General features: G+C 71.6%; 22 protein-coding genes and 1 tRNA gene. 14 read left to right on the top strand and 9 right to left on the bottom strand.

Annotated features, from left to right (window positions below; all coding sequences use genetic code 11):
• The first annotated feature begins 42 nt into the window (after positions 1-42).
• Positions 43-2,415 (top strand): ATP-binding domain-containing protein, encoded by a 2,373-nt coding sequence (locus IPQ09_06050; GenBank protein ID MBL0193782.1) that lies wholly within the window; start codon positions 43-45, stop codon positions 2,413-2,415.
• Positions 2,416-3,119: 704 nt separating this feature from the next.
• On the opposite strand, the gene IPQ09_06045 is transcribed toward IPQ09_06050, so the two are convergent.
• From IPQ09_06045 to greA, 4 genes are all read right to left on the bottom strand, one after another.
• Entirely contained in the window at positions 3,120-4,433 is a 1,314-nt protein-coding gene (locus IPQ09_06045) for a PQQ-binding-like beta-propeller repeat protein (GenBank protein MBL0193781.1), read from the bottom strand.
• Complete coding sequence (locus IPQ09_06040; GenBank protein ID MBL0193780.1) at positions 4,430-5,740, bottom strand: tetratricopeptide repeat protein; 1,311 nt, start codon at positions 5,738-5,740, stop codon at positions 4,430-4,432. The genes IPQ09_06045 and IPQ09_06040 overlap by 4 nt, the downstream gene beginning before the upstream one ends.
• Before the next feature lie 25 nt (positions 5,741-5,765).
• A complete protein-coding gene (locus IPQ09_06035) occupies positions 5,766-8,840 on the bottom strand; it encodes a sulfatase-like hydrolase/transferase (protein ID MBL0193779.1) in 3,075 nt (1,024 codons plus the stop codon).
• Between the two features lie 83 nt (positions 8,841-8,923).
• Positions 8,924-9,400, bottom strand: coding sequence for a transcription elongation factor GreA (greA, locus tag IPQ09_06030; GenBank protein MBL0193778.1), 477 nt, complete (start codon positions 9,398-9,400; stop codon positions 8,924-8,926).
• Between the two features lie 199 nt (positions 9,401-9,599).
• Here greA and IPQ09_06025 point away from each other — a divergent pair, with 199 nt between their 5' ends.
• From IPQ09_06025 to IPQ09_06015, 3 genes are all read left to right on the top strand, one after another.
• Entirely contained in the window at positions 9,600-9,986 is a 387-nt protein-coding gene (locus tag IPQ09_06025) for a hypothetical protein (GenBank protein ID MBL0193777.1), read from the top strand.
• Between the two features lie 611 nt (positions 9,987-10,597).
• Positions 10,598-11,035, top strand: coding sequence for a tetratricopeptide repeat protein (locus IPQ09_06020; protein ID MBL0193776.1), 438 nt, complete (start codon positions 10,598-10,600; stop codon positions 11,033-11,035).
• The gene (locus tag IPQ09_06015; GenBank protein MBL0193775.1) at positions 11,032-12,354 is read left to right on the top strand and encodes a trypsin-like peptidase domain-containing protein; all 1,323 of its coding nucleotides are present in this window, start codon (positions 11,032-11,034) and stop codon (positions 12,352-12,354) included. Before IPQ09_06020 ends, IPQ09_06015 begins: the two co-directional genes overlap by 4 nt.
• Positions 12,355-12,834: 480 nt before the next feature.
• On the opposite strand, the gene IPQ09_06010 is transcribed toward IPQ09_06015, so the two are convergent.
• Positions 12,835-14,241, bottom strand: coding sequence for a serine/threonine protein kinase (locus tag IPQ09_06010; GenBank protein ID MBL0193774.1), 1,407 nt, complete (start codon positions 14,239-14,241; stop codon positions 12,835-12,837).
• A 43-nt stretch (positions 14,242-14,284) separates the two neighbouring features.
• On the bottom strand, positions 14,285-14,722 hold the full coding sequence (gene dut / locus IPQ09_06005) for a dUTP diphosphatase (protein MBL0193773.1): 438 nt from the start codon (positions 14,720-14,722) through the stop codon (positions 14,285-14,287).
• 205 nt (positions 14,723-14,927) lie between these two features.
• Between dut and guaA the strand changes: the two genes are divergently transcribed.
• The 3 genes from guaA (at position 14,928) to IPQ09_05990 (ending at position 17,122) form a co-directional block, all read left to right on the top strand.
• The gene (gene guaA / locus IPQ09_06000; protein ID MBL0193772.1) at positions 14,928-16,475 is read left to right on the top strand and encodes a glutamine-hydrolyzing GMP synthase; all 1,548 of its coding nucleotides are present in this window, start codon (positions 14,928-14,930) and stop codon (positions 16,473-16,475) included.
• Positions 16,475-16,780 (top strand): PEGA domain-containing protein, encoded by a 306-nt coding sequence (locus IPQ09_05995; GenBank protein ID MBL0193771.1) that lies wholly within the window; start codon positions 16,475-16,477, stop codon positions 16,778-16,780. Before guaA ends, IPQ09_05995 begins: the two co-directional genes overlap by 1 nt.
• 189 nt (positions 16,781-16,969) lie before the next feature.
• Positions 16,970-17,122, top strand: a complete 153-nt coding sequence (locus IPQ09_05990; protein ID MBL0193770.1) for a hypothetical protein — start codon at positions 16,970-16,972, stop codon at positions 17,120-17,122.
• Between the two features lie 61 nt (positions 17,123-17,183).
• On the opposite strand, the gene IPQ09_05985 is transcribed toward IPQ09_05990, so the two are convergent.
• Together IPQ09_05985 and IPQ09_05980 are read right to left on the bottom strand one after the other, a co-directional pair.
• The gene (locus tag IPQ09_05985; protein MBL0193769.1) at positions 17,184-18,125 is read right to left on the bottom strand and encodes an isoaspartyl peptidase/L-asparaginase; all 942 of its coding nucleotides are present in this window, start codon (positions 18,123-18,125) and stop codon (positions 17,184-17,186) included.
• Positions 18,122-18,943 (bottom strand): hypothetical protein, encoded by an 822-nt coding sequence (locus IPQ09_05980; GenBank protein ID MBL0193768.1) that lies wholly within the window; start codon positions 18,941-18,943, stop codon positions 18,122-18,124. The genes IPQ09_05985 and IPQ09_05980 overlap by 4 nt, the downstream gene beginning before the upstream one ends.
• 27 nt (positions 18,944-18,970) lie before the next feature.
• Here IPQ09_05980 and IPQ09_05975 point away from each other — a divergent pair, with 27 nt between their 5' ends.
• The 6 genes from IPQ09_05975 (at position 18,971) to IPQ09_05950 (ending at position 24,111) form a co-directional block, all read left to right on the top strand.
• Entirely contained in the window at positions 18,971-19,495 is a 525-nt protein-coding gene (locus tag IPQ09_05975) for a hypothetical protein (GenBank protein ID MBL0193767.1), read from the top strand.
• A gap of 563 nt (positions 19,496-20,058) precedes the next feature.
• A tRNA-Gly gene (locus tag IPQ09_05970) sits at positions 20,059-20,131 on the top strand.
• A 67-nt stretch (positions 20,132-20,198) separates the two neighbouring features.
• Positions 20,199-20,708, top strand: a complete 510-nt coding sequence (locus tag IPQ09_05965) for a cytochrome P460 family protein (GenBank protein ID MBL0193766.1) — start codon at positions 20,199-20,201, stop codon at positions 20,706-20,708.
• A gap of 32 nt (positions 20,709-20,740) precedes the next feature.
• Positions 20,741-21,766, top strand: coding sequence for a DUF2786 domain-containing protein (locus IPQ09_05960; GenBank protein ID MBL0193765.1), 1,026 nt, complete (start codon positions 20,741-20,743; stop codon positions 21,764-21,766).
• On the top strand, positions 21,763-22,434 hold the full coding sequence (locus IPQ09_05955; GenBank protein MBL0193764.1) for a DNA-3-methyladenine glycosylase 2 family protein: 672 nt from the start codon (positions 21,763-21,765) through the stop codon (positions 22,432-22,434). Before IPQ09_05960 ends, IPQ09_05955 begins: the two co-directional genes overlap by 4 nt.
• A 117-nt stretch (positions 22,435-22,551) precedes the next feature.
• Positions 22,552-24,111 (top strand): NCS1 family nucleobase:cation symporter-1, encoded by a 1,560-nt coding sequence (locus IPQ09_05950; protein MBL0193763.1) that lies wholly within the window; start codon positions 22,552-22,554, stop codon positions 24,109-24,111.
• Between the two features lie 48 nt (positions 24,112-24,159).
• Here the strand turns inward: IPQ09_05950 and hydA are convergent, their stop codons facing one another.
• Positions 24,160-25,548, bottom strand: a complete 1,389-nt coding sequence (gene hydA, locus IPQ09_05945) for a dihydropyrimidinase (GenBank protein ID MBL0193762.1) — start codon at positions 25,546-25,548, stop codon at positions 24,160-24,162.
• Between the two features lie 145 nt (positions 25,549-25,693).
• On the opposite strand from hydA, the gene IPQ09_05940 reads away from it, so the two are divergent.
• On the top strand, positions 25,694-26,971 hold the full coding sequence (locus IPQ09_05940; GenBank protein ID MBL0193761.1) for a 50S ribosome-binding GTPase: 1,278 nt from the start codon (positions 25,694-25,696) through the stop codon (positions 26,969-26,971).
• The last annotated feature ends 1 nt before the right edge of the window (position 26,972 follow it).

Below are 26,972 nucleotides of genomic sequence, written 5' to 3'. Positions count from 1 at the left end.
CTTGCGCAAGGGGGCCGGAGTCGGGAATAACGCTTCCCCTCCATGCGCCATCCAGAGCCCTCGATCCCTGGCCTCGAAGATGATCCCGAAGGCGCCCGCATCGTCGCGGAGGAGCTGAAGCTCCTCTCGACCGTGAGCGGCCTCCTGGAAGACGCGGACGCCCTCCGCGCCGCGAGCGCGCCCGCCGAGGACGACGCGCTGCTCCTCGACCTGCGCGAGCAGATCGCGTGCGCCAAGCCCGAGGACCTCCCCGCGCTCCTCGAGCAAATGCACAACTTGGGGGCCCTGCGGGCCCAGCGCGGCAAGGGCACGTCCGGCGCCATCGATCGCAAGAGCCCGTACTTCGGCCACCTGAGGCTCGAGGAGTCGTTCGAGGGCGACAAGAAGCCGCGCCGCCGGGACGTGCTCGTCGGCGCCAAGTCGTACCTCGACGCCCGCGCGGGCCTCCGCATCGTCGATTGGCGCAACGCCCCGGTGAGCCGCATCTTCTACCGCTACGGCGAGGAGGAGGACTACGAGGAGACCCTCGGGGATCGCGCGGTCGAGGGTCGCGTGCTCGCGCGCAGGAGCGTGGCCATCGCCGATGGCGCGCTGAAGCGCGTGGCGTCGCCGCAAGGCACCTTCATGCTCGGCAAGGAGGGGCGCTGGCGCCGCCTGGATCCTCGGGCTTCGCGCCTCGCGACCGAGCGCGCCTGGACCGTCGCCCCACGCGACGCAGGCCCTAAGCGGCTCGGCGTGGGTCACGACGGCGAGCTGCGCACAGACAAGGAGCTCCCGGCGATCGCCGCGCTGCTCGACAAGGACCAGTTCGAGCTCATCACGCGCCCGGGCGCGTCGCTCGTGGCCATCCAAGGCGGCGCGGGCAGCGGCAAGACCACCGTCGGTCTCCACCGAGTGGCCTACCTCGCCGAGACCGATCCGTCGCGCTTTCGCCCGGAGCGCATGCTGGTGATCGTGCCGAACGAGGCGCTCGTCCACTACACCGGACGGGTCCTCCCGTCGCTCGGCGTCAACGGTGTGCCCGTCACGACGTTCCCCAAGTGGGCCTCTCGGGCGGTCCTCGAGCTCTACCCCAAGCTGCCGTCGAAGGTGGCGGAGGACACCCCGCCGGTGGTCTCCCGCGCCAAGGCGAGCGCCCGCATGCTGCGCGCTCTCGACGTGCTGGCCCGCGATCTCGACGGGCGGCTCGACCGCAAGGTCGCGGCGACCATGACCAAGTGGCCCGACGGCGACCGAGTCATCCGAGCGTTCGCGGCCTGCAAAGGCGCGCCCGACGCGCGCACGACCGCGCTCGGACTCTGGCTCATCGGCAAGCGGACGTTCTCGAAGGACATCGGCACCGCCGACACCCTCCCCGAGGTCACCCGCGGCGCGGTCGAGAAGCTCGGCCTCGACCTCCGAAAAGAGACCCGCAGCGTGCTCGCGACCTGGGACGAGCTCACCACCAACCGCGAGCTGCTCGGTCGCGCCTTCGCCGGCGAGCCGAGCTTTGGACCCGGGCAGCTCGACCAGGTCCACGCGTGGGGCGTCCGCAAGGCGCGCATCCGTCACGAGGGCGAGCGCGACGGCGAGACCCCGTCGCTCGACGCCGAGGACCACGCGCTCCTGCTCCGTATCCACCAGGTCATCCGCGGCCCGCTGACGGACGGCGAGGGCAAGCCCCTGCGCGTCGCGCACCTCTTCGTCGACGAGGTCCAAGACGCGAGCCCGGTCGAGCTGCGGGTCCTCATCGAGCTTGCAGGCGGGGCCGACGGTTCGGTCACGCTCTCCGGCGACACGGCCCAGCGCATGCTGGACGACGGCGACGACCGCGGGGAGTTCGACTGGAACCACATGCTGGAGGAGCTCGGCGTGGAGGCCCGCTCGCTCTCGCCGCTCCGCGTGAGCTACCGCTCCACGGCGGAGATCACGACCTTCGCCCGGAGCGTGCTCGGGCCCTTCGCGCACGAAGCGGAGCCCATCGCCACCCGGCACGGCCCGCCCGTGGAGCTCTTCACCTTCGCCTCACCGGGCGAGGCCGTGCTCTTCCTGGCCGAGTCGCTGAAGGAGCTCGCGCGCGCCGAGCCGGCCGCCAACGTGGCCGTCGTGGCGCGGTTCCCGCAACAGGCGCAGGTCTACTACGAGGGGCTCGTGCGGGCCGAGGTGCCCAACGTGCGGCGCGTCGCGAAGCAAGACTTTGCCTGGGAGCCCGGCGTCGAGGTGACCGACGTTCGGCAGACCAAGGGCCTCGAGTTCGACGAGGTCGTGCTCCTCGAGACCACCGCTTCGAGCTACCCCGCGACCCCGCAGGCGCGCCACACCCTCTACGTCGGCGCCACCCGCGCGGCGCACCAACTCTGGTGCGTGGCCAGCGAGCGACCGTCGCCGCTCGTCGAGGAGGCCCTCGAGCTGACGGGCGCTCCGGCGGCGCCGTAAATTGCTAAATCATTCATGATTTCGAGCTGTTTTGCGGCAGTATCTAATGTCGATTGCGAGCCAACCGACGGCAGGTGAGCGCGGGTCGCTTTCAAGAGCCGCTCGCCAAGATCGCCAACAAGCAAGCCGCCCTCGCGCACGAGCCGGCCGGCTCGCGCGAACGCCGGCGCAGCCCGCGACGCCGAGGCTGGGGACGGAGCCGCGCGCCCGGATCGCGAGCGGGCCACCTGCGTGACGGGACCCGGAAACGCGGCCATCCGGCGACGACCGCGGGAGACGACGCCGCGACCCTCCGCCAGGACCCGACGACGAGGACCGGACCGTCCGTGGAAGGAAGGCGCGATCCGCCAGGACCCGACGACGAGGTGTGGAGGGGCCGCGCGGCGAGGCGTCCGGGCGGACCCCTCACCGCCCCTTACAAAATTCGCATAAGATGCATTATGTAAACTAAGTGAACGGGGTGAATATCGAGGCGTTCTCAGGACTTGCGTGCGTGCCACGCAGCGAAGTCCATCCAGCGACCAGCTTCGCAGGGCCACGCGACGCGGGCCAATGTTTGGGGTCCGGCCAGCGGCTGACCCGGCCGAGCACGTCGGTCAGCTCGCCGCTCCTTCCAGGCAGGCCGCTGGCACCCACCCGCGCGGGCGCTCGGACCCTACCTGCCCGCGAGCGAGGCCATGGCGGTCGGGCCTTCGCCTTCCTTGTCAGGGCTTGGGCATCTCCAGCGGAGGCGCGATGTGGAGGCCCAAAAAGCGTCCGGAGTTCGAGAAGAGGTACGCGCGCGTGCCGTAGGCCGCGGGCGTGTGCGCGAAGCCACCCCCCATCTCGAGGCCGTCGATGACCTTCCCGTTGAGCGGCGACACGAGGAACGCTCCGTACCGGGTCGTCCCCACGAGGAGCGCCCCCGCGACGGCGACGGGCGCCGTGATGCCCCCCTCCGGGACGCGGTTTCGCCAGAGCATCCGCCCGCCCGACGCGGGGTCGAGCCCCCAGAGGCCGGTGCTCGCGCTCGAGGCGATCAGGACGCGACGCTCAGGGATGAGCGGTGCGCCTGGAGGATCCCCCTTGGCCCGGTGCGCCGGCTCACGGAACAGCAAAAGGTCGGTGACCCCGAGCGCCTTGTCGTTGGTCCACACGCGCGAGCCGGTGTGCGCGTCGAGGGCGACCACGCCGCCAGCGTAGCTCGCGACGTACACGACGCGGCCCTGCGGGAGGTCGTCGACCACGGGGGTCGTGTCGACGTCGAGGTAGCGCACGGCCTCGCCGCCCTGCTCAGCGTCCGCCGCGAGGTCGACGGGCGCCCACTTCTCGGTGCCGTCGCGGCCATCGTAGGCCATCACGTGGCCGTCGCTGTAGGCCATGTACACGAGCCCACGGTCGAAGGTGGGGCCCGCGTATCCCGCGACCTCCATGCCCAGCGCGGGCTGCCGGTGCGCCTGCCACCGGGTCTTGCCGCTGCGTCGATCGACCGCGACGAGGGTGTCGGCCGCGTTGGCGAAATAGAGCGTTTCCCCATCGCGAACCGGCTTCTTGGCCACCTCGGCGCCGCTGTCGTGGCGCCAGACGAGCTCGCCGGTCGCCGCGCGGACGCAGTAGAGCGCGCCGTCGTGGGCGCCGAAATACACCGTGTCCATTTCTGGGTCGTAGAGCGGCTCGGACTGGACGGCGGACGGAGTCTCGAAGCGCCAGATCACGCTGCCGTCGCCGGCGCGCAGCGCATACAGTCCGTGATCGGACGAGCCGAGGAAGACCCGGTGGCGGCGCGGGTCGATCTCGGGCTTGCCGCGCTCCCACGCCTCGCCCACCTTGCGCGACTCCGCCGTAATTCCATGCGTATTGCCGGCGACCCACGCGAGCGCGGCGCTGTCGAACTCGACGCTGATGGCGCCGATGGGCCGGTGAAACCAGAGCGGCACCTCGGCGTTCGCGCGGTCGTTCGCTGTCTCGGGCGTGAGCGTAGAGCACGCGGCGCCTGCGAGCGCGAGGGCCGACGCGGCGGCGAGGGTCCGAGAGGTCATTCGTCGTCGTCCCCGCCGCCGGCGCCGCCCGGTGCGCCGCCGCCCGCACGGAGCTTCTGAAGCATCTCCTGGAGCTGCGCGTCGTTGTACTTGGGCTTAGGCGGGACCGCCTTCGGGTCGATCATCCGGAGGCGGTCGTTCGACATCTCCTCCAGGTAGGCGAACGGGTGGTCGTCGCCGGGCTTGGAGATGCGCTCGCGCAGGCTGAGGAGCAGCTCTTTCGCCCGGGTGAGGTCGCCCTTCGCCTGAAGGACGCGCGACTGGTGGTACATCCCGAGCTCCTTGAAGCCCTTGGCGTCCACGCCGTTCTCGAGGGTCTTGAACTCCGCCAAGGCCGCGTCGAGGTGCTTGTCCTTCTGCGCCGGATCGAGGTTCGCCTTGAGCTCGTACGCGAAGCCAAGCCCCTCGGTGGCACGCCCACGCACCTCGAGGTCGGCCTGCGCGAGCGGCGTGGCCTTCGCCTCAGTGTAGGCAGCGATGGCGCCGTCGGCGTCGCGTTTGTCGAGGAGGACCGAGGCCTCGGCGAGCCTGGCGAGATAGGCTGCGCCGGTGCCGGCGAAGCGAGCCTGCACTTCCTTGTACTTCTTGAGCGCGCTCTCGCGGCGGTCCTCGGCGGTCTTGAAGTAAGGCCGCGGGTCCTTCAGGCGGTTCTCGTCGTCGTCGGCGGGGGCCTCGCCGATGAGACCACGCTCGTCCGTGATCGCGCCTGCGAGCACCACCGACGCGTCGCTCTCGTGCTTCTGCTGGTAGTAGAGGTAGCCGCCCGTCCCGAAGAGGCCGAGCGCGACGAGCCCACCGGCCACCTGCACGGCGCGCTGGTTGTTCTGGAGCCACGCGCCGACCTGGTTCGTGCGCGCGAGCAGCGGATCCGCCGCGTCGACGGCGATGGCCGCCTTTCGCTTGTCGCGAACCTCGGCGAGCTTCTTCGACGCGGCCTTGGCGAGCGCCGCCTTGCCGACGCCCTTCTTCTTGAGCTTGGAGCGGCGCTCCGCGAGGGCCCGCTCTTCGCGCGCGAGCTCGGGGTCGTCGCTGAGCTCGAGGTCTTCTTCGACCAGCTTCTTCTTGGGCTTCGCGGGCTCGGCGTCGGCGGCAGCGGCCGGCTCTTCGGCCTCGGGCTCGTCGCCGTCTTCGTCGCCGTCTTCGTCGCCGTCTTCGTCGCCCTCGGACTCGTCGGACGGGTCTTCGGTCTCCTCGTCGGCCTCGCGATCAGTCCCCTCGCCTTCGGCCGCGGCGGGCGCGGCGGCCTTGGCGGCGGCGTCGTCGGTCTTCACGTCGTCGTCTTGCGGGGTCTTCTTGGCGTCGCTCACGGCAGGCTCCTTGGGCGGTCGGACCTTACTCGCCCTTCGCGTCCCCGGAAAGTCCCGAGTCCCACGAGTCGTCCAGCGGCTGCGCTCCGGCATCCCACGCCTCGCGCGGAGGCGGCGGGAGCTCCTCGGCCACCGGGACGACCCAAGCCGCCCGCACGCCCTCCGGGTGGTCGGCCGCGAGCGCGACCTCGCCGGTCGTTACCACGCGCTCCCCGACGTGGAGTGCGAGGCCGTCGGCGATGCCGCGAGGGGTCAGCTCGACCGGCTGCCCGGCGAGCGTCGCGGTCGGAGCCACCGCGGCGGCGGCAGCCGGCACCCCGAGCAGTACGCGGACCCGGCCCGGCGACACGCGCACCGTACCCTCGAGGCGGGCGGCTCCGGCTCGCGGCCCCGCGAGTCCGGCCGCCAGCCCCGCGGCGCGCAGGCCGCCCCGACGCGGCACGAGCAGCCCGGCCCTGTCCGCCACCGAGAGCGCGTTGACGAGCGGCTCAGGGACACCAGAGAATCGCGCAAGCGATGGATACATTTCGTCTTTTGCGCCGACGAGGGTGAGCGCTTCTGCGAGCCGCTCCCGAGTCGGGTGGTAGCGCTCGGCCGCGAACGCGGCGAGGAGCGCGGGCTTCGCGGCCGGATCGCCGATGGCCCCGAGCGTCTGCGCCGCGAACGGGCGAACGCGGAGGTCGGTGAGCTTCGCGATGAGGTTGGGGACGGCGACGCGGGCCTTGTAGCGGGCGAACAGGGCGCAGAGCTCGCGGACAGGCTCGAGCTCGAGCTCCTCTGCGAGCCACGCCGCGAGCACGTTGAGCCCGCGCGGATCGCCGCCGTCGGCGAGCGCGAGCGCGGCGCGGCGACGCCACCCCGCGTCGGCCCCCTCGAGCAGCGCGACCGCCGCCCGCCGAGGGGCCTCGTCGGTCGCGCCCGACCGCACAAGCACGAGCGAGAGGAAGCTCTTCGCCGCCGGATCATCCTCGCGCGCGAGCGCGCGACGCGCGCCGTTGGTCGTGGAGGGTTGGTGGAGCAAGAACGCGACCTCCGCGGCCTCGCGCCGCACCGCGACGCTGGCGTCGTCGAAGAGCGCGGCCACGTCCTCGGCGGCGTCCACGTCGCCCTGGCGACCGCGCCGCAGCGCCTCGGGCCGCTGCGCGCCGCCCTCGTACCGCCCGTGGTCGCGCTCGGTCTGGGCGAGCCGCGCCCGAAGGGCCCGGAGCCGCGCGGGCGTCTCCCCGCCGCGGTCACGCCGCTGCCCGGGGTCGGTCGCCACGTCGAAGAGCGTGCAGGCCCCCACCTTTCGCGCGCACACGAGCCGCTCGCTCCCCTCGGCGACCAGCGCGTAGTCGTCCGTCTCGGAGAACGCGAACCCACGCTTTGCCGCCTCGGTGACCTCACCGTCGCGGAGGATCGCCCCGAGATCGCGGCCTCGCACGCGCGCCGGCCGCGGGATTCCGAGCGCCGAGAGCACGGTGGGGAGCAGGTCGATCGTCTGCACCGGCGCCGACGCCACCTGCGCGCGCACCCCTCGCCCCACGATCACGAGCGGTACGCGCACCTGCTCCTCGTAGACCGTCGTGCCGTGGTAGCGCCCGCCGTGCTCTCCAAACTCCTCGCCGTGGTCGGCGGTGACGAGCAGCGTCGCGCCCGGGCGGCGGCGCTCGACCTCCGCGCTGATGTCGCCGACGGTGGCGTCCGCCTCGGCGATCTCGCTGTCGTAGCGGTCTACGTCGCGGCCGGCTTCGCCGAAGATGTGGCCCGCGTGGGCCTCGTACGGCTCGTGGGGCTCGAAGAGGTGGACCCACAGGAACAGCGGCTTGTCGTGGGGCGCGCGTGACAGGTAGCTCTTCACCTGCGCGACGCGCGTGGCGCGGTCGGCAAACTCCACCTTGCGGTACTCGAAGCCGAAGCCACTGTCGCGGAACGTCGCGAAGCGGGCCTCGTCGATGAAGAAGACCGCCGGCGGGTAGAAGCCGGCGGTTCGAAAGCCGTAGCGCCGAAGCAGGGCGGCCCAGGTCTCGGAGTCGTCGCCGACGCCGAGCGCGAGCAGCGGCTTCATGTACTTGCCCGTCAGCATGGAGGTGACGGAGTAGGACGTGTGCGGGGTCGCGCAATATGCGCGATCGAAGCGGGTCCCCCGGGCCGCGAGCGCGTCGAGGTGCGGGGTCGTCGCGCGCCCGTAGCCGTAGGAGGTCACGTGATCGGCGCGGAGGGCGTCGACGGTGAGCAGGACCACGTCGCCGCCCGTCCAGTCGAGCGCGCGCGCGGACTCGGTCGCGAGGCCGGGGACGGCGGGCGCCTCGTTGGTGTCCTCGGGAGGCGCCACCCGCGCGGCGAGGCGGACGGCGCGCCCGAGGAGCGGGGCGCGCTCGAGGAGCACGAGGCGCAGGTTGTCCTGACGAGACACCGCGCGCGCCGCGCGGGGGACGAGCGGCGCGAAGGCGAGGGCGAGCGCCAGCGCTCCGTAGGCGACGCGGTCCGGCCATCGCCGTGGCGCCCCGCCCTGCGCCTCGCTCCTCGCGCCGCCCCACGCGCCCGCGAGGAGCGACGAGGCGGGCAAAAGGAGGAAGAAGCATGCCCAGTGGAAACCAGGATAAAGCCTTGGAAGAACGAAGGAATCTGCCGACCAGAGCGCGCCGGTGAGGCCCACGCCCAGGGCGGCGCGCTGCCCGGGCGACGCCGCGTGGAGACGAGGGAGCGCGGCCCACGCGATCGCACCAAGCGCCAGCCCGGTGGCCAGCATGAAGGGCGCTCGAACGGCCCAGCTCTCGGTGTGGCGGCCGGTCGAGACGGACAGCGCCGCGACGGCGCCGAACAGCGCCGCCGCCGCGGAGGACGCGCGGCGCAGGGTGACGGCCGGCGCGCGCTGCGAGACCTCTGCCGCGCAAGCCAAGGCGAGCGCAGCGGGCACGAGCGCGACGAGCAGCAGCGGGCTCAGGTGGACGCGCGCGGCCGCCATTTCCCAGTAGCCTACGAAGAGGTGTCGGTAGCCGACGCCGACGACCACGTTCTCCAGGGCGATGAGCAGCGCCCACGCGAGCAACACGCGCCCCGCCCGGGCGAGCATCCGCGGGGCGAGCGTCGCCACGCCCGCCGGAGGCGCGGCGCTCATGGACACCAGAGAGGGCGGTTCACGTGGTCCGTAGCGCGCGCGGTGCCGTCGCCGTGTTGCGAGCCGCGCTCACTTCTCGACGCTCACTTGTACACGACCTCCACGACCTCGTAAGTGCGGTCGCCGCCCGGCATACGCACCTTCACCTCGTCGCCCGCCTCCTTGCCGATGAGGCCACGCGCGAGCGGGCTCGTGATGCTGATCGAGCCCTTCTCGAGGTCGGCCTCGTCGGCGCCGAGGATGCGGTAGACCACCTCCTCGTCCGTCTTGACGTTGAGGAGCGTGACGGTCGCGCCAAACGCGACGCGGTGGCTGTCGACCTTCGCCGGGTCGATGACCTCCGCACGAGCCAGCTTGTTCTCGAGCTCCTTCACGCGCCCCTCGATGAACGACTGCTTGTCGCGCGCCGCGTGGTACTCGGCGTTCTCCTTCAGGTCGCCGTGCTCGCGGGCGGTGGCGATCATCTGGATCACCCGCGGGCGCTCGACCGTGCGCAGTTGGTGCAGCTCATCGCGGAGCCTCTCGTAACCCTCGGGCGTGATGGGGTTCTTTTCGACCATGCTCCGGGAACGCTTACCAGGTTTCGCCACGCAAATCTGCACACGCGGATCCTCGGGGTCGGCCTTCTCCTCGGGCGGCTGCGGCCTCGGCGCGCAGCGCGGTCGAGTCGCTTCGAGCCCAGGCGACGCGGCGGCAGCGACGACCGAGGCGACGACCCTCGAAGCGACGATTGAAGCGACGCGCAGGAGCGGCTAGGGAATGGCGAATGCGCCCCGTCGTCCGAGCCCCTCGCTCCCCTGCCCGCTGCCCAGCCCTGGCTTCGGGCTGCGCCCCCCGCCGCCGCCGGCCGTCGCGATGATCACCGGCGGCCCGCCCAGGACGGGGTTCCGTTTGACGCTCGAGCGGGAGCCGGGCAGCCCGCTCGTCTACCGCGGCACGGTCGCGCTCCCGAGCGCCGAGCTCGGGGTGGTCGCGGAGGTCGCCGACGATCTCTCCGTGGCAGTCACGCTCGATCCGGCGCCTCCCGACTCGCCCCTCGCGACGAGCGCGCTCGCCGAGAAGGTGCGCCTGCTCGTCCGTCAGGCCGTCCGCCAGGGCGAGGGCGAGCCGGCACGAAAGATCGTGCGGTGGCGGGGCGAGAAGTAGTGTAGGCAAGGCCGATGCTTCGCGGAGGTGGCAAACGCGTCGTGTGGTCTCGCGGGCTCCTCGCTTCCGTCGCCCTGGTGACCGCGACGAGCGCGGGGTTCACGGCCGGGTGCATGCCGCAGGAGTCGAAGTCGGCGCTGGGCTACGCGGCGGACGCGAAGCGCGCGTACGACGACGCCATGGTCGAGTTCGACGACAAGAACTGGCTCGAGGCGCAGGCCCTCTTTCGCGAAGTGAAGCGCAAGTACGGCTACTCGCGTTACGCGAAGCTCTCCGAGCTCCGCCTCGCCGACATCGACTTCGCCCAAGACAAGCTCGCGGAGTCGGTGCGGCAGTACAGGCAGTTCGTGCACGATCACCGCGCCGATCAGACCGAGGTCGTGTACGCCCGCGCCCGAATCGCCGAGGCCGAATACAAGCAGATCAACGAGTCGCTGCTGCTCCCGTCCGCCGACGAGCGTGACCAGGCCGTCGTGATGGACGCCTACCGCGAGGTGAAGAGCTTCATCGCCGATTACCCCGACGCGAAGGAGAGCGACCACGTTCGCACGCTGCTGACCGACGTCACCGCCCGCCTCGTCCGGCACGAGCTCTACGTCGCGCGCTTCTACCTGAACCGCGCGAACTACACCGCGGCCGTCGGGCGCATTCTGTACGCGCTCCACAACTTCGGCGGGGCGGAGGCGTCGCACCCAGAGCTCGAGCCGGCCCACGAGGCGGATCCCCACGAGCTCGAGGTGCGCGGCGGCCGCAACACGGCGTCCGCTCGCCCCCGACCTCCGGCGGCGAAGCCGAAGCTCGCGCGCGTGGCCGGCCACACGGGCTCGGGGCTCGAGCCGGAGGCGCTCGTGCTCCTCGGCGAGACCTACCTGAAGATGAAGCAGCTCCCCGACGCGAAGGAGGCCTTCGAGGCGGTCGCGCGCGACTACCCGGAGAGCCCGCTCGTCGTGCAGGCACGCAACTACCTCACCTTCCTGGGCGCCTCGGCCTCACCGCGGCCGCCGCCCTCGCCCAGCTCGTCCGCCGCGCCCGCGGGCTCCGGCGGATGAAGCCGCGGCTCGCCTCGCCGCGACGGGGGCAGGTTCAGGCGTTCGCCGGCGGGTTGGTGCTCTTCGCCAGCGCCCTCGCCTCCCCCGCGCGCGGCTCCGACCTCGCGAGCGCCCCGACAGGCCCAGCCGGCGACGAAGGTGGTGTGCTCATTGAACCACCCGCGCCGCCTGCGCTCCGGCGTGACACGGGGCCACCTTGTACGCCCGACTTCGCGGCGCGGCTCTACCGCCAATCCCGCGCGAAGATCGTCGTCGTCGAGCGCCCGGAGGGCGGCTTAGGCGCGGGGTTCATCTTCGGGAGCCGGCGCCACGTGCTCACCGCGCTCCACGTCGTGGAGACCAGCCGCTACGCCCGCGTCGTCCTCGCAGACGGCACCGCGCAGGCGGGTGAGGTCGTCGCCGCGGATCCCGCGCACGACGTGGCGCTCCTCGAGCTCGAGCGCGAGCAAGCGGAGGAGCCGCTGCTCCCTCGGCAGCACGTCGAACCTGGCTGGCCGGTGGTCGCGCTGGGGCACCCGTACGGCACGCTCGCGGAGGACGACTACCGCGGGGTCCTCAAGTTCAGCGTGTCGCAAGGCATCGTGAGCGCCGTGAACGGAGACCACCTCCAGACCGACACGCTCATCGCCCCAGGAAACTCGGGCGGTCCGATGCTCACCTGCGACGGCCGGGTCGTCGCGGTATCGTCTCAGGTCCTCGCGAACCGCATCGGCTTCGGGGTCCCCATCCTTTACGGCGTCTACCTCAAGGGCCGTGCCCGGGGCCCTGGCTTTCGCGGCCTGCCCCACATCGACGACGGCGCCGTAGGGCTGTTTACGCAGCAGGAGAAGACCGCCAACTACTACGGCCTCTTCGCCGGCAGCTCGGTCGTCTTCGGGCACCTCGCCCTGACCACACACCTCGGGCTCGGCTTCGCGACGCGCCCCGACACGGTCTCCCCGCTCGCCAGCTTCACGCGGGTGCGCGGGGTCTTCGAGCTGGGAGTGGGCTACCGCGTGAGCCTGTTTCGCTACACCAAGCTGCCCATGTCGCTCACGTTCGCGGCCGGGCCGACGTTCTACGTCGACCGCGGCTGGTCCACCGAGCCCTCGCTCACCTACGAGAGCCCCGAGTGCGCGGGGCAAGCGGCCGGCCCCTGCCGCCCGGCCCTGGTCGCGCGCGAGAGCACGTACAAGGGCGGCGGCGTGCTCCTCGGGCCCCAGGTTCGCATGCACCTTCCACAGCTCATTTTGCCTGTGGAGCTCTCCTACGGCTTCCAAGCCGACCTGCGGAGCCTGTCCCTCTCGAGCCATCGCGTGATGGTGGGTCTGCCCTTCTAGTCCCCTGGAGGCGTGATCCCTTCCAGAAGTCGCGCGGCTCGGCCTTTCGCCACAAGGGAGCGAGGGGGTGTCCCGTTTTCGGCGGCGGCGGGAGGATACTCATGTTCGAGGGTCGGCGTTCTCGCGCGGTCACACCCGAAACCACTGTCCCCGAGCGCAAAGCGCCGCCTCCACCGCGCGGAACGACGTCCGAGTTGAGGACGGGCCCGCCGCCGCCGAAAACGGGGCACCCCCTCGCTCCTCGGCATGACACCGAAGACCGGGCTTCTGGTACGAACCACGACTCCAGGGGACTAGAGCGCCGAACCGCTTGATGACCGAGGACTTTCGCCGAGTTGCGAGCCGTGCGAGGCGCGACGACGAGTCCTACTGCTGCTAGGCGAGGAGGAGCAACGAAGTACGGCGACGTAAATCGGCGAAAAGCCGACCGAATCAAGCGGTTCGGCGCTCTAGCAGCCCGTTGATAGACTCCCGTCCGCGCTACTCGGCCGACGGCGTGGTCGGGCGGCGTCGCTCTTCGGACTTCTCGCGGAACATGACGTAGGTCGCCGAGGCCAGCAGCGCGGCGATGAGCACGGCGAGCGTCAGGTTACCGCGCCACTGCGAGGCGCCCTGTCTCTTCGCCTGCGCGCCGCCCACGTTGGGCTTCGAGGCCGCGCGGAACGGGAGCGGTCGCACCGTCGACGGCGGCCCCTCCGAGAGCACCCCGGAAGGGACAGCCCCCGCAGCCTTCGCGAGCTTCGGCGGACGGCCCGCGGCGACCCGACGCACATCGCCGAGCATCGCGTAGGCGCTGTCATAGCGCAGAGAGGGATCGGCTTGAAGCGCGTGGTCGATGACGGCCGCGAGCGTGGGCGACGCGCCCTTCAGCACCTCGGCGAGGGGGCGCGCCGGCCGCGCGAGGGCCTCGAGCGTGGTGCCGTCGCCGCGAGGCGGCTCGCCCGTGAGCGCGAAGAACATCACCGCGCCGACGGACCACACGTCGGCCTGCTCGCTCGCCGCGCCCCCCTCCGAGACGCAGCGCTCCGGGGCCGTGAACGGCCCCATCCGCAGCGCGCCAAGGGGGCTCTCGGAGTCGGCGCGCGCGCTGAGGCCAGGCGGCGTGGCGAAGTTGATGAGGCGGGCCGAGCCGCGCGTCGTGATGAGCACGCTCTCGGGCCGCAAGTCGCCATGGACGATGCCGTGGGCGTGGGCGATCTCGAGGATGTCGAGCAGCTGCTCGGCGATGCGCAGCACGCGCTGCTCGTCCACATTGTTGAGGCGCGCGTAGGTGGGTAGCGGCTCGCCGTGCACCCACGGACGGACGGTGAAGGGAGCGCCTTCGTCGTCGACGCCGTCGGCCGTGACGGGGACCACCCGCGGATGGGTGAACCTGCCCGAGGCGTACGCCGAGCGCAGAAAATGGCTGCGGGCACGCTCGCTCTTGGCGACCTCGCCCAACATCACTCGGACGATCGCGCGCTCCCCCGCGTCGCCCGCGCCCTTGATGGCCTCGAACGACGCCGTCGCGCCGTCGACGCTCAGCACCTGCGCGAGGCGCCAGCCCTTCAGGGTCGACCCGATCCGCTTGTTCGCGTCCTCGACGCGCTGCGAGGCGGGCGCACGGCTGATCGGCGCTTCCGGCGGGCGCGACGCGAGCCGGGCGCTGAGTGGGCTCGGCTCGATGGCCTCGTCGACGAGCGGCGTGGTCTCGCCCTCCGGGTCCGGCCCTTGGCCTTTGGGCGCGGGCGCGGGCGCGCCGGCCGCGTCGCCGGCCATCGCCACCGCGCTCCCCGTGGGCTCCGCGGCGCCAGGCTGGGCGGCCTCCGCGCCTGCTCCGCCGGCCGTGGCCGGCTCACGCGCGGCCCCCTCGCTGTCGTCTGCGGCGGCGTTTGCTGGCTCGGTCATGGCTCCCTTCCCTGGCCCGCGGGCCCCCCCAATGTATCTGGGATCACCGCCCAGTGGAACCGTAGCCGCCCACGCCGCGGGCCGTCTCGTCGAGCCCGTCGACCAGCGTGAGCTCGGCGCGGACGACGGGGCAGACCACGAGCTGCGCGATGCGTGCGAGGGGGGCGATCTCGAACGCGCGCTGGCCGTGGTTCACGAGGACCACCGACACCTCTCCGCGGTAGTCGGCGTCGATCGTGCCCGGCGCGTTGAGGACGGTGACGCCCCAGTCGCGAGCGAGGCCCGAGCGGGGGCGCACTTGCGCCTCGAACCCCGGCGGGATCGCGAAGGCCAGGCCCGTCGGGATCGCGCGGCGTTCCCCCGGGGCGAGGACCACGGGGGCGTCCAGCGCCGCGTGGAGATCGAGCCCAGCGGCCTGATCGGTCTGGTACGCGGGCAGTGGCGTGACGACGGCGCCGATCCGGGCGACTCGGACGATCATGCCCTGCACTCTATTCGGCTGTGCTTCGTCGCACGCGAATTTCTGCCGCCCGCACGGTCGTCGCGTCCCAAACCGCGGAGACCGCGGGCGCCGGGCGCACGCGGGGCGCGCGGACGTGCTAGGGGCATCGCGTGAACCTGGAAGTGAGGCCCGAAGGGGCGAACGAACGTCGACGGCGGACCCGAGCCGAAGGCGAGGTGGCGCCATGAGCTCCGGCGGCGTCCTCGTCCTCGACTTCGGGTCCCAATACACTCAGCTCATCGCGCGGAGGGTTAGGGAGCTCGGTGCGCCGTGCGCCATCGAGCCCTACACGCTGTCGATCGAGTCGCTGCGCGCGCACGCGCCCGAGGCGATCATCCTCTCGGGTGGCCCGAGCAGCGTCTACGAGGCGGAGGCCCCCGCCGCGGCCAGCGCTCTCTTCGATCTCGGCGTGCCGGTCCTCGGTGTCTGCTACGGGCTCCAGTGGATGGCGCACACGCTCGGCGGCCGGGTCGAGGCCTCGGGCGGTCGCGAGTACGGCGGCGCGACGCTCACGGTGCGCGAGCCCGCAGGCCCGCTGGCTCGCTTCACCGCCGGCGAGGCGGTCCGCGTGTGGATGTCACACGGCGATCACATCGTCGCCCTTCCCGAGGGATTTCAGGAATTTGGCTCTTCCGACGGGACACCCTATTGCGTCGTGGGCGACGCCGCGCGGCGCCTCTACGGCGTGCAGTTTCACCCGGAGGTCGCGCACACCCCGCGTGGGGCCGACATGCTGTCCGCGTTCCTCTTCGACGTCGCAGACGTGAAGCGCACGTGGACGACCCGCTCGTTCACCGACGCGGCGATCGCCGCGGTGCGAGAGCAGGTCGGCGACGCGCGGGCCATCTGCGGCCTCTCGGGCGGAGTGGACTCTTCGATCGCGGCCATCCTCTGCGAGCGCGCCATCGGTGAGCGCCTCACCTGCATCTTCGTCGACAACGGCCTGCTCCGTCACGACGAGCGCCAGACAGTCGTGCGCACCTTCGCCGAGCTCGCGCCCCACCTGCGCGTGATCGCGGTCGACGCGACCGAGCGCTTCCTCTCGGCCCTCCACGGCGTCACCGATCCCGAGACGAAGCGAAAGACCATCGGGCGCGTGTTCATCGAAGTGTTCGAGGAGGAGGCGCGCAAGGTGGAGGGCGCCGCCTTCCTCGTTCAAGGCACCCTCTACCCCGACGTCATCGAGAGCGTTTCCAGCAAGGGGCCGAGCGCCGTCATCAAGAGCCACCACAACGTCGGCGGCCTGCCGAAGGACTTGCACATGAAGCTCGTCGAGCCGCTGCGGGATCTGTTCAAGGACGAGGTGCGGGCCGCCGGGCGTGAGCTCGGGGTCGCCGCCGAGCTGGTCGATCGCCAGCCATTTCCGGGGCCCGGGCTCGCGATCCGCGTCCTCGGCGACCTCTCGCGGGAGCGGCTCGCCACGCTGCGCGCGGCCGACCGCATCGTGACCGAGGAGGTGCGCCGGGCGGGCCTCGAGCGCGAGCTGTGGCAGTCGTTCTGCGTGCTGCTCCCCGTGCGCTCGGTGGGCGTACAGGGCGACTTCCGAAGCTACGAGGAGACGTGCGCGATCCGCGCCGTGACGTCGACCGACGGCATGACCGCCGAGTGGGCGGAGCTGCCCTACTCGCTGCTGCGCGTGCTCTCGTCGCGCATCATCAACGAGGTGCCCGGCATCAACCGCGTGGTCTACGACATCTCGTCGAAGCCCCCCGCGACCATCGAGTGGGAGTGATGGGCTCGCGGCTCCCGCTCACGCTCGCCGTCTCCGCTGCCATGTCACTCGCTGCCTGCGCGCCTGCGCGTGAGACGGCCACGGTGAGCCTCCGCCTCCGAGGCGAGCCCCGCGGGGCGTCGGTGACGGTCGACGACATCGCCGTCGGCTCGCTCGAGGTCGTCGCCGCGCGGGGAGTCGCGCTCCCCCGGGGCGTGCACTACGTGACCGTGGTCGCCCCCGGGTACCTCCCGTTCGACCGCCGAGTCGTCGCGGAGGACGCGCCAGTGCTCCTCGACGTGAAGCTCGTGCCTATCCCCGACTGAGCCCGTCGCCGACCCGAACCCGGAGGTGAGCTCCGAACGGGCGGACGAAGGTCGATGGCGAGCCCGAGCCGAAGGCGAGGTGTCGGGGTGAACCCGCTTGACGCTGCACAGAAACGCAGATACGTTCCGCGCACGATTGTCTGGCGGTCCGTCTCGGGCCACGCCTGCTGAGGAGATTCGAAGGAAGTTATGGCTAATCGCGCGATCTGGAACATGAGGAAGCGTCACGAGTGGCTCGCCACCCCGCTGAAGAAGAAGCGCATCAAGCGCGCCACGCGCCTGCGCTGCGGGCTTCAGGACGCGATGGACCTCAAGGCCTCGAGCACCGCCCAAGAGGGCTGAGCCGCAGCGCGACACGCTGAAGAAGGCGTGCAACTCTTCGGAGTTGCACGCCTTTCGCATTTTAGGTCCCGCAGACCTCGAAGCCAGGGCCCACCACCCCGTAGCTCATCGTCTCGGTGTTGCGCGCGAAGCTCGCCTCCCCTCTTGGCGACACGAGCAAGATCCCTCCGAGCGCACCGAGCCGCGCGCCGAGGTGCGCGATGACCTCGCGCGCCGCGTCGGCGCGGCCAGCTGCGAGCGCGTCGACCGCCGACTTCGAGAGCAAGAGCCGCATGAAGGCCTCGCCGTCGCCGGTGGCCGAGGCCGCGCCGAGCGCGTCGTCGGCGTAGGTGCCCGCTCCGAGGATCGGCGTGTCGCCCACGCGGCCGATCTTCTTGTTGGTCTTGCCGCCCGTGCTGGTCGCCGCTGCCACGTGCCCGCGCGCGTCGCGGGCGACCGCGCCTACGGTCCCACCGGCCCACCCCAGCGTAGCGCCGCGGGTCTTCGCGTCCGCGAGGTTCGCGCGTGCGGCCGAGGTTACCATGGCGTCGCCCGCGGGCGCGAAGCCTTGGGCCACCGCGTAGACCCGGGCGCCCTCCCCGGAGAGCAGGATGGGCCCGCCCGCCTCGAGCACGCGCAGGGCGATGCGTACGGGGTTCGCGAACGCGGGGAGGCACGCGACCGCGCCCGCGTCGAGGCGCTGCCCGTCCATGACCGCCGCGTCGAGCGAGAGCGCGCCTGACTCGTCGAGGCAGGCCCCGGTCCCTGCGTTGAAGAGCGGATCGTCCTCGAGGACGATCACCGCGGCGCACACGGCGTCGAGGGCTCGGCCGCCCGCGCGGAGCACCTCGGCCCCCGCGTGCGCAGCGCGTAGACAACCGGCCGCGTGCGCGGCGCGCGACGCCTCGGGCACGGCCCCGGCGCCCCCGTGCACCAGCACGACGTGCTCGGAGGCGGGGAAGCGCTCGAAGCGGATGGGCTCGGGGAGCGCAGCGCGTACGGGGATCGAGGATGAGCTGCTCATCGCGCGCTACGGTAGGCGACAACCTCCCGGACGAGCAAACCCAGCATGGGCGCCGCCGCGAGCGCCGTGGGGACACGGCCCGCAGCGGCGAGCTGGAAGGTCAGCAGCGTCGCGACCGAGGCGACGAGGCCTGGCGCCACCGCCGCGAGCGCGCGCGCGGCCGCCCCTCGCGGCTCTCTCCCCCCTCGCGCGGGGCGCGCGCGTGCGCGGGTCGCCGAGAGCGCGAGGGCGAGCCCGCTCACCACCGAGACGAGCGCGGCGACCCCGCGCGCGTGCGATGGGAGCGCGTGCGCCCCTGCTCCGGTGGCCGGAGCGGCGAGCGGTCGCAGGTCCCCGTCGCGGCCGACCGCCACGCCCAGCTCGGCCGACGAGAACGTGACACCGTCGTCGACGAAGATCGGGGCTCGCGGCGGCGACGGGTAGAACTCCGCCACGTCCACCGCCCCCACAGCCATCGCCAGCCCGGCCGCGCTGGGCGTGGCGCTCGCGACCAACGCGCACCAGAGGCCGAGCGTCGCCGGCGCGAGGCCCACGGCGGCCAGCGCGCGCTCTTCGCCGCGTCGACGCGCCTGCAGCACGACCAAGGCCGCCGCGAGCGCCGACGTGAGCGGAGCGAGCGGCAGCGTGCGCGCGAGGCGCTCGGCGAGCGCGACGCCGCCCTCGTCCGTCGCGGACGACACCGCGAGGGCGACCGCGAACAGGACGAGCTGCCCGAGGAGCGCTCGCCGGGCGAGCGCCGCGGCGTAGGGTTGGGCGGGTCGGGCCGCGGTCGACACGCGTTGAGGGGCGTCGTCTCCCACGCGCGGAAGTTGCCTCACCGGGGCCTCCTTGGATAGTGCAAAGGCATGCGCTCGCCGCCCGTCGCGCCCGTCGCGCTCGTCGCGCTCGTCGCGCTCGTGACCGCGTGCGCGGGAACACGCGACACACGCGAGCCCGGCGAGAAGCTCGGCACCTTCGCAGTGAACGGGTCGCTGCTCGGGACCACGTGCGGGAAGGCCGCGCCCACGTTCCGCTACGAGGTGCGGCTCTCGCGGGAGGGCAACACTCTCAACTGGGTGCAAGGCTCCACGGTGCCACTCCAGGGCCTCATCGACGAGGCGGGCCGGGTCCGCGTGGTCGCCGAGCTCGACGTCGTGGTCGCCAAGGCCGACGAACGAGCGGGCGCACTTGGGTGCACTATGCATCGAACCGACACGCTCTCGGCCACGCTGCAGGGGGAGCCTCCCACGTCGTTCGTCGGGGCCTTGGTCTACAAGTTCAGCGCCAAGTCGGGCGACTGCGCAGGGCAGCTCGCGAGCGCGGGGGGAGAATTCTCGACCCTCCCGTGCACGATGACCTACGACGTGAAGGCGGCCGTCCTCCCCCAGTGACGCGGCGCTCGATCCGCGCCGAGAACGCGAAAAGATCGCGCGCCCCCCTCGCGCGAACCCGACCCGATGCTACGTTCAAGAGAACGGGCACGCGCGGAGCTGGCCTCCCGGAATGATCCGGCGCGGTTTTTCCCGCGGCGCGCGCCCCACACCGAAGGAGAAATCCTTCCACGATCGAAACACCACGGCCCGGGCTTCGCGCGATGGCCGCTGCGCCCTCCTGAAAGGAGCAAGCGCCCACGGCTCGACCGCGGTCCCACGCCGGGTGCCGGTACGCCGGAGGAGGAGCATCTCATGCAGAGTACACACCAATCCCGACCTACAGGGCGGGCCGCGTAGACCGGAGCTACAGTTCCGGTTCGCAGGCCGCTCGCCACGCGGCCGGCGAGGCGCTGTCCTCTCCGCAAGCGTGGCCGTAGCCAGGGATCGTACCGACGGCTCGGGTGTCCGAAGCGACGCCCGGGCCGTTGCTTTTCACCGCCGCTCCCCCGTCGAACATTTTGGCGGGCTCGCACGAGGGCGTTGCGCTCCGGCGCGCCGTGGCTGTATATTCTCGGTCGCTCGCGGGTGTAGCTCAGTTGGTAGAGCGTCAGCTTCCCAAGCTGAATGTCGCCGGTTCGAACCCGGTATCCCGCTCGAAGATGGGGCGTGTCCCCGAGGGTTCTCATTCTCATTCGGCCGCGCCGGCGGTATGACTCGAAAGATGTCTCCCTCGACCGGCTCTGGGCGCGCGACTTGGCTCGTGATCGCGGCGGCGGCGCTGGCGGGGTGCAGCGGCGAGAACCAAGAACCGCAGAGCGCCGACGAGCTCTTCGCTCGGGTGAAGTCCGCGAACTACACGTCCTGGCGGCGCGCGCCCACCCTACCCGAGCGCCAGCCGAGCTACACGGCCCACGCGGGGGCGGTCGATGTCTACGTGAACCCCGTGATCGCCGGCGCCATCAGCGATCCAAACAGAATGGTTCCGCGCGCGGGGCTGAGCCCGGCCTGGCCCAAGGGCTCGATCGTGGTCAAGGAAGGCTACTCCGGCGCCAAGCTCTCGATCGTGGCCGTCATGGAGCGCCGCAGCGACGCCGACGACGGCTGGTTCTTCGCCGAATACAACGCCGAAGGCAAGGTGCTCTTCTCGGGTCGACCTGCCATCTGCGTCGACTGCCACAAGGCCCGCGTCGCGTACTCCGACTCGCTCTTCTCGGTCGAGCAGCCACGATGACCGCGCTCGGGGCAGCGCTCTCCGCCGCGCTGCTGCGCGAGCTGGTCGAGCACCATCGGCTCCTCAACGCGTCGCTCTTCCGTGGGGCGCTCACCACACCGCGCGTGGAGCTGGTCCCCGTCGAGAGCCGGCTCGGGCGGTGGGTGCCGTCGTCCCGGACCATCGAGATCTCGAGCTCCCTCGTCGTGCGCGAGCCTTGGGGCACGGTCGTCGAGGTGCTGAAGCACGAGATGGCGCACCAGTACATGAGCGAGCGCCACGGCGATCTGGACGAGACCGCGCACGGCCCCGTGTTCCGCGAGCTCTGCGCGCGCCTCGCGATCGACGGGCGGGCCACGGGGCTACCCGACGCGACCGACCCGGCCTCGGACCGCATCGCCTCGCGGGTCGCGCGCCTGCTCGCCCTCGCCGAGAGCCCGAACGTGCACGAGGCCGAGGCGGCCATGCTCGCGGCGCAGCGGCTCCTGCTGAAGCACAACCTCGACCTCTCGGCAGCACGCGCGGCTCGCGGCCACTCATTTCGGCACCTGGGCCGGCCCACGGGGCGGGTCACCGAGGCAGAGCGCGCGCTCTCGCTCATCCTCGCGCACCACTTCTTCGTCGAGTGCATCTGGATCCCTGTCTACAGGCCGCTGGAGGGGAAGCGCGGCAGCGTCCTCGAGGTGTGCGGCACGCCGGAGAACCTGGAGATCGCCGAGTACGTCCACGGGTACCTGCTCCGCACCGCCGAGCGCCTCTGGGCCGAGCACAAGCGCGCGCGCGGCCTGCCCGGCGACGCCGACCGACGCCGCTTCCTCGCCGGGGTCATGCACGGAATGCTCGAGAAGCTCGGCCGCGACGCCATGGCCCAACAGGAGGACGGCCTGGTGTGGGTGCGAGACGCCGACCTCCACGGCTACTACCGCCGACGCCACCCGCACGTGCGCCACGTGCGCTCGGCCGGGGAGCGCCGCACCGCCGCCTACGCCGAGGGCCGCGAGGCGGGGCGCGGTATCGAAATTCATAAGGGAATCAAGGGGCAAGCGGCAAGCCCACGGCTCCTCAACGCGAAGCCGTGACGCGCCTCCGGTACGATCTCGCCACGGCGGCGGCCCACCTTTCGGCCCGCTCGCGGCTCATGGCGCGCCTCATCACGCGGGTCGGCCCCGCGACCGGCCTGCTGGAGCTCGGCTCGGGCCCGGCGCCGACGCTCTTCTTCGCGCTCGCCCGCGCGATCACGTCGCAGCAGCTCTCCACGAAGGCCGCGGCGACGATCTTCGGCCGCGTGGAGGCCGCGCTGCTCGCCACGCCAAGCGGCAACTTCTCGCCCGAGGCGCTCGCCCAGGCGGACGACGCGACCCTCCGCGGGGCCGGCCTCTCCGCAGCGAAGCTCCTCGCGATGCGCGATCTCGCGGCGCACTGCGCCGACGGGCGCCTCCCTACGATGCGCGGGGCCGCGCGCCTCGGCGACGACGTGCTCGTCGAGCGACTCACCCGCGTCCGCGGCGTTGGCCGCTGGACCGTCGAGATGCTCCTGATCTTTCGGCTCGGCCGCCCCGACGTGTTCCCTATCCACGACCTTGGCGTGCAAGAGGGCGCGAGGCGCACGTTCCGGCTCGACGAGCGGCCGTCTCCAGCCGAGCTCGTGGCGCTCGGTGCGCCCCTCGCCCCGTACCGCTCCCTCGCAGCCTGGTACCTCTGGCGCGCCACCGAGCTGCCGCCCGGTGCGCTCGAGGACACCGAATAGGTGGCGCCAGCGGCCCGTCGATAGGCTCCCCTCGCACGCCGCCGCGCTCCGCGGCCTGCGTCGCGCTCCTCGCGAGGCGCGCGATCAGTGCCGCGACCGTGCTAGGAGCGTGACGCTATGGGGACGAGCGGGACGAACGAGCAGATCGAGCGAGCCGACGGGCGCGTGGAGCTCGCCGAGGGCGTGGACCTCGCGGGGAGCCACCTCTACAACGAGGACCTCGCGCCCACGCCGCTCGCGAAGCGCACGTGGAGCACGTACACCTTCGCGGCGCTGTGGATCTCCATGGCGCACTGCATCCCCACCTACATGCTCGCCGCCGGGCTCATCAAGGCGGGCATGAACTGGTGGCAGGCCCTCGTCACGATCCTCGTGGGGAACGTGATCGTCCTCGCGCCGATCCTGCTGAACTCGCACCCCGGCACGAAGTACGGCATCCCCTTCCCCGTCTTCGCCCGCGCCGCGTACGGCGTGAACGGCGCGAACGTGCCGGCGGTCATGCGCGCCCTCGTCGCGTGCGGCTGGTTCGGCATCAACGCGTGGATCGGCGGCAAGGCGCTCCACACGCTCTTCCGCACGCTCTGGCCAGGGTGGACGAACCTCCTCGGCGCCGCCCCCAAGGTCTGCGTGCCGAACGACCCGTGCACGCCCCTCCGCTGGCTCATGTCGGGGCACCCGCCCACCGAGTTCATCGCCTTCCTGCTGTTCTGGGGCCTCAACATCCTCATCGTCTACAAGGGCATGGAAGTGCTGAGGAAGGTCGAAAACCTCGCCGCGCCGTACGTGCTCGTCATGACCGCCGCGCTCGTCGCGTGGGCGATTTGGAAGGCCAACGGCCTCGGCTCGGTGATGGCGGCCGAGGGCAAGTTCAAGACGCTCGGCTCGTTCTGGGTCATCTTCGTCCCCAGCGTGACCGCGATGATTGGGTTCTGGTCGACCCTCTCGCTCAACATGCCCGACTTCACGCGCTACGGCCGCTCGCAGCGCGAACAAGCCATAGGCCAGGTCGTCGCGTTGCCGACCACCATGACCCTCTTCGCGGCGATGGGCGTCATCATCACGAGCGCCTCGCAGGAGATCTACGGCGAGGCGATCTGGGATCCGGTCGACCTCGTGGGGCGGTTCGAGTCGCGCGTGCTCGTCGCGGTCAGCATGTTCACCGTCGTCGTCGCCACGCTGGGCGTGAACATCGCGGCGAACGTGGTGTCGCCCGCGAACGACTTCGCGAACCTCGCGCCGCGCCACATCTCTTTCAAGACCGGCGGGCTCATCACCGGCATCGTCGGCATCCTCATGGTGCCGTGGAAGCTCCAGGAGGACCCCGAGGGCTACATCTACCGGTGGCTGCTCGGGTACTCCGGCGGCCTCGGATCCATTGGCGGCGTGCTCATCGCCGACTACTGGCTCATCCGGCGCACGCGCCTCGACATCGCGGACCTCTACCGACGCGCTGGGCGCTACGGCAAGGACCCGGCGGGCGTGAGCGTGCCCGCGCTCGTGGCCACCTTCGCGGGCTGCGCCCTCTCGTGGATCGGCGCGGTCGTGCCTGCCCTGAAGGGCATGTTCGACTACGCGTGGTTCGTGGGCGCGCTCGTGTCGGCGGGGGTGTACACCGCGATGATGTGGGGCAAGCGCGAGGCCCCGGCCCCGGCGGCGCCGCCGACTGCCGGGGCCTGAGGCCCGCGACCTGAGCTGTCACGCCGCGCGGGCTTGGCCCCGCTCGGCTCAGAGGCTGAAGGTGCTGCGCCGCACGAAGCGGCCGTCGCCCTTGCGACCCACGTACTTGCCGTGCTCGACGACGAGCTTGCCGCGCGAGAGCACGTGGGTCGGGCCGCCGACGACGTCCCGCCCCTCGTAAGGCGTGTAGTCTGCACGCATATGCAAGGTCTTCTCGCTGAGGGTGTGGCGGAGCTCGGCGTCCCATACGAGCAGATCCGCGTCCGCGCCCACGGCCACGGTGCCCTTGTGCGGGTAGAGACCGAAGATCTTCGCGGGCGCCGTGGAGGTGATCTCCACGAAGCGGTTCATGCTGATGCGCCCCGCGCGCACGCCGCCGTCCCACAAGAGGTACATGCGCGTCTCGACGCCGGGCATGCCGTTGGGGATCTTCGAGAAGTCGGAGCGCCCGAGCTCCTTCTGCCCCTTGAAGCAGAACGGGCAGTGGTCGGTCGACACCACCTGCAGATCGTTGGTGCGGAGGCCGCGCCAGAGATCTTCCTGCATGTGGGCCGGCCGCAGCGCCGGGGTGCACACGTACTTCGCGCCCTCGAAGTCGGGGCGCGCGAGGTCGTCCTGGCTGAGAAAGAGGTACTGCGGGCAGGTCTCGGCGTACACCGAGAGGCCGCGGTCGCGCGCCTCGATCACCTGCTTGAGCGCCCTCTCGGCGGACAGGTGCACCATGTACACGGGCGCGTTGGCCATCTCGGCGAGGCAGATCGCGCGGAAGGTGCCCTCGGCCTCCATGATCTGCGGGCGCGTGAGCCCGTGGTAGATCGGCGCGGTGTGGCCCTTCGCGAGGGCCTGCTGCACGAGGATGTCGATCGGGATGCCGTTCTCGGCGTGCATGCAGATGAGCGCGCCGTTCTCGCCTGCCCGCTGCATGCCGCGGAAGATCTGGCCGTCGTCGACGTGCAGCACGCCGGGGTACGCCATGAACATCTTGAACGACGTCACGCCCTCTTTGACGATCTCGTCCATCTCGGGGACGGTCTGATCGTTCACGTCGGTCATGATCATGTGGAAGGCGTAGTCGATGGCGGCCTTGCCCTCGGCCTTGCCATGCCAGGTGTCCAGGCCGGTCCGCAGCGCGGTGCCGCGGGCTTGAATGGCGAAATCGACGATCGTGGTCGTGCCGCCGTAGGCCGCGGCGCGGGTGCCGGTCTCGAAGTCGTCGCTCGACGTGGTGCCGCCGAAGGGCATGTCGAGGTGGGTGTGCGCGTCGATGCCGCCAGGCAGGATGAATTTCCCGCGCGCGTCGATTGTCACGTCCCACGGGCCCGCGGGCGCCGCGTTCGGCCCGAAGATGGCGGCGATTTTCCCGTCAACCACGGCCACGTCCGCCGCGTAGGTGTCGACCGCCGTAACCACAGTGCCACCGGAGATGAGGGTCTTCATCCGACGAGAATAGAGGCCTCGCAGGGCGTGACAATGAAGATCCGTTGTCCTCCGTCGTCGTCCGCCCTCCGAGGTCCCCCTTCGCGTTCGCGCGCGCGGCCCGTGCGCGCTTGGGGGCGAGGCGACGTCGGGGTAGCATCCACCCATGCCCCCGCCCCGGGACGAAGGCTCCCCGCTGCGCGATCTCGCGAAGGCGCTCGCGAAAGCAGAAGAGATGCTCCAGTTCCTCCCGGACGGCGCCGCGAAGAACCTCGTGTCGAAGATCGGGACCCTGCGCGGGCTCATCCTCGAGCAGCGTCCGCCCGCGTTCGTGCTGATCGGCCGGCGCGGCAGCGGGAAGTCTTCGCTGGTGAACGCCCTCTTCGGCAAGCGGGTCGCGAAGGTGGGCCACGTGGCCGCGCAGACCGGTCGCGGCGCCTGGTACGAGCACGCGTCGGAGCAGGGCTCGCTCCACCTCCTCGACACCCGCGGTCTGCAAGAAGGCTCGGCGCCGGCCGAGGAGGATCCGGGGCGCGACGCGCTGGCCTCCGTGGCGGTGGAGCTGAAGCGCCGCGTTCCAGACGCGCTCCTGTTCGTCGTGCGCGCCCAAGACGTCGACAGCGCCATCGACCGCGACCTCGACGGCATCGAGCAGGTGCTGGCCGAGGTCGAGCGCGCGCACAGGTTCCGCCCTCCCATCGTGGGCGTGCTCACCCACTGCGATCTCTTCGAGCCCAAGCGCACGCGCCTGCACCGCCCGGACGCGGAGCCCGAGGAGGCGCTGCACGAGAAGCTCGGATACGTGAACGAGGCCGAGGGCTTGCTCGAGCGAAAGCTGAAGGCGCGCGGCCTGCTCGTCACGCAGGTCGTGGGCGTGCGGGGAGTGAGCGCGTACCTCTCGTTCGACAAAGAGGGCAACGTCCGTGACGACGAGCGCTGGGGGATGGATGCACTATGCACGCTTCTCTACGCCCACCTCCCCAACGCGGGTCGCGGCGCCTTCGTGCGCCTCGCGCAGGTGCGTGGTCTGCAGGAAGAGCTGGCCGTGAGCCTCTCGCAGGCGACCGCGGCGGTCTGCGCGGCGATCGCGGCCGTGCCCATCCCGGTGGCCGACGTCATCCCGATCACGAGCATGCAGGTCTCCCTGGTGATCACCATCGCGTGGATCTCGGGGCGCACGATCGACAAGCGGAGCGCGCTCGAGTTCCTCGCGAGCATCGGCGCGAGCGTCGGCGTCGGCTTCGCGCTCCGCGAGGGCGCGCGCGCGCTCGTGAAGTACGTGTTCCCGGGCGGCGGCGCGGCCGTGTCCGGCGCGGTGGCCTTCGCGGGTACGCTCGCCGTCGGCGCCGCGGCCCGCGCGTACTACTTGCGGGGCGGGAGCCTGGACGACGCGAGGGCGGCCTTCGACGCCGACGCCAAGCCCCAAGACCCGCCGCCCAAGTGAT

The organism is Myxococcales bacterium (genome assembly GCA_016720545.1).
Taxonomy (GTDB): domain Bacteria; phylum Myxococcota_A; class Polyangia; order Polyangiales; family Polyangiaceae; genus JAAFHV01.
This window is presented reverse-complemented; position numbering and strand designations above follow the sequence as displayed.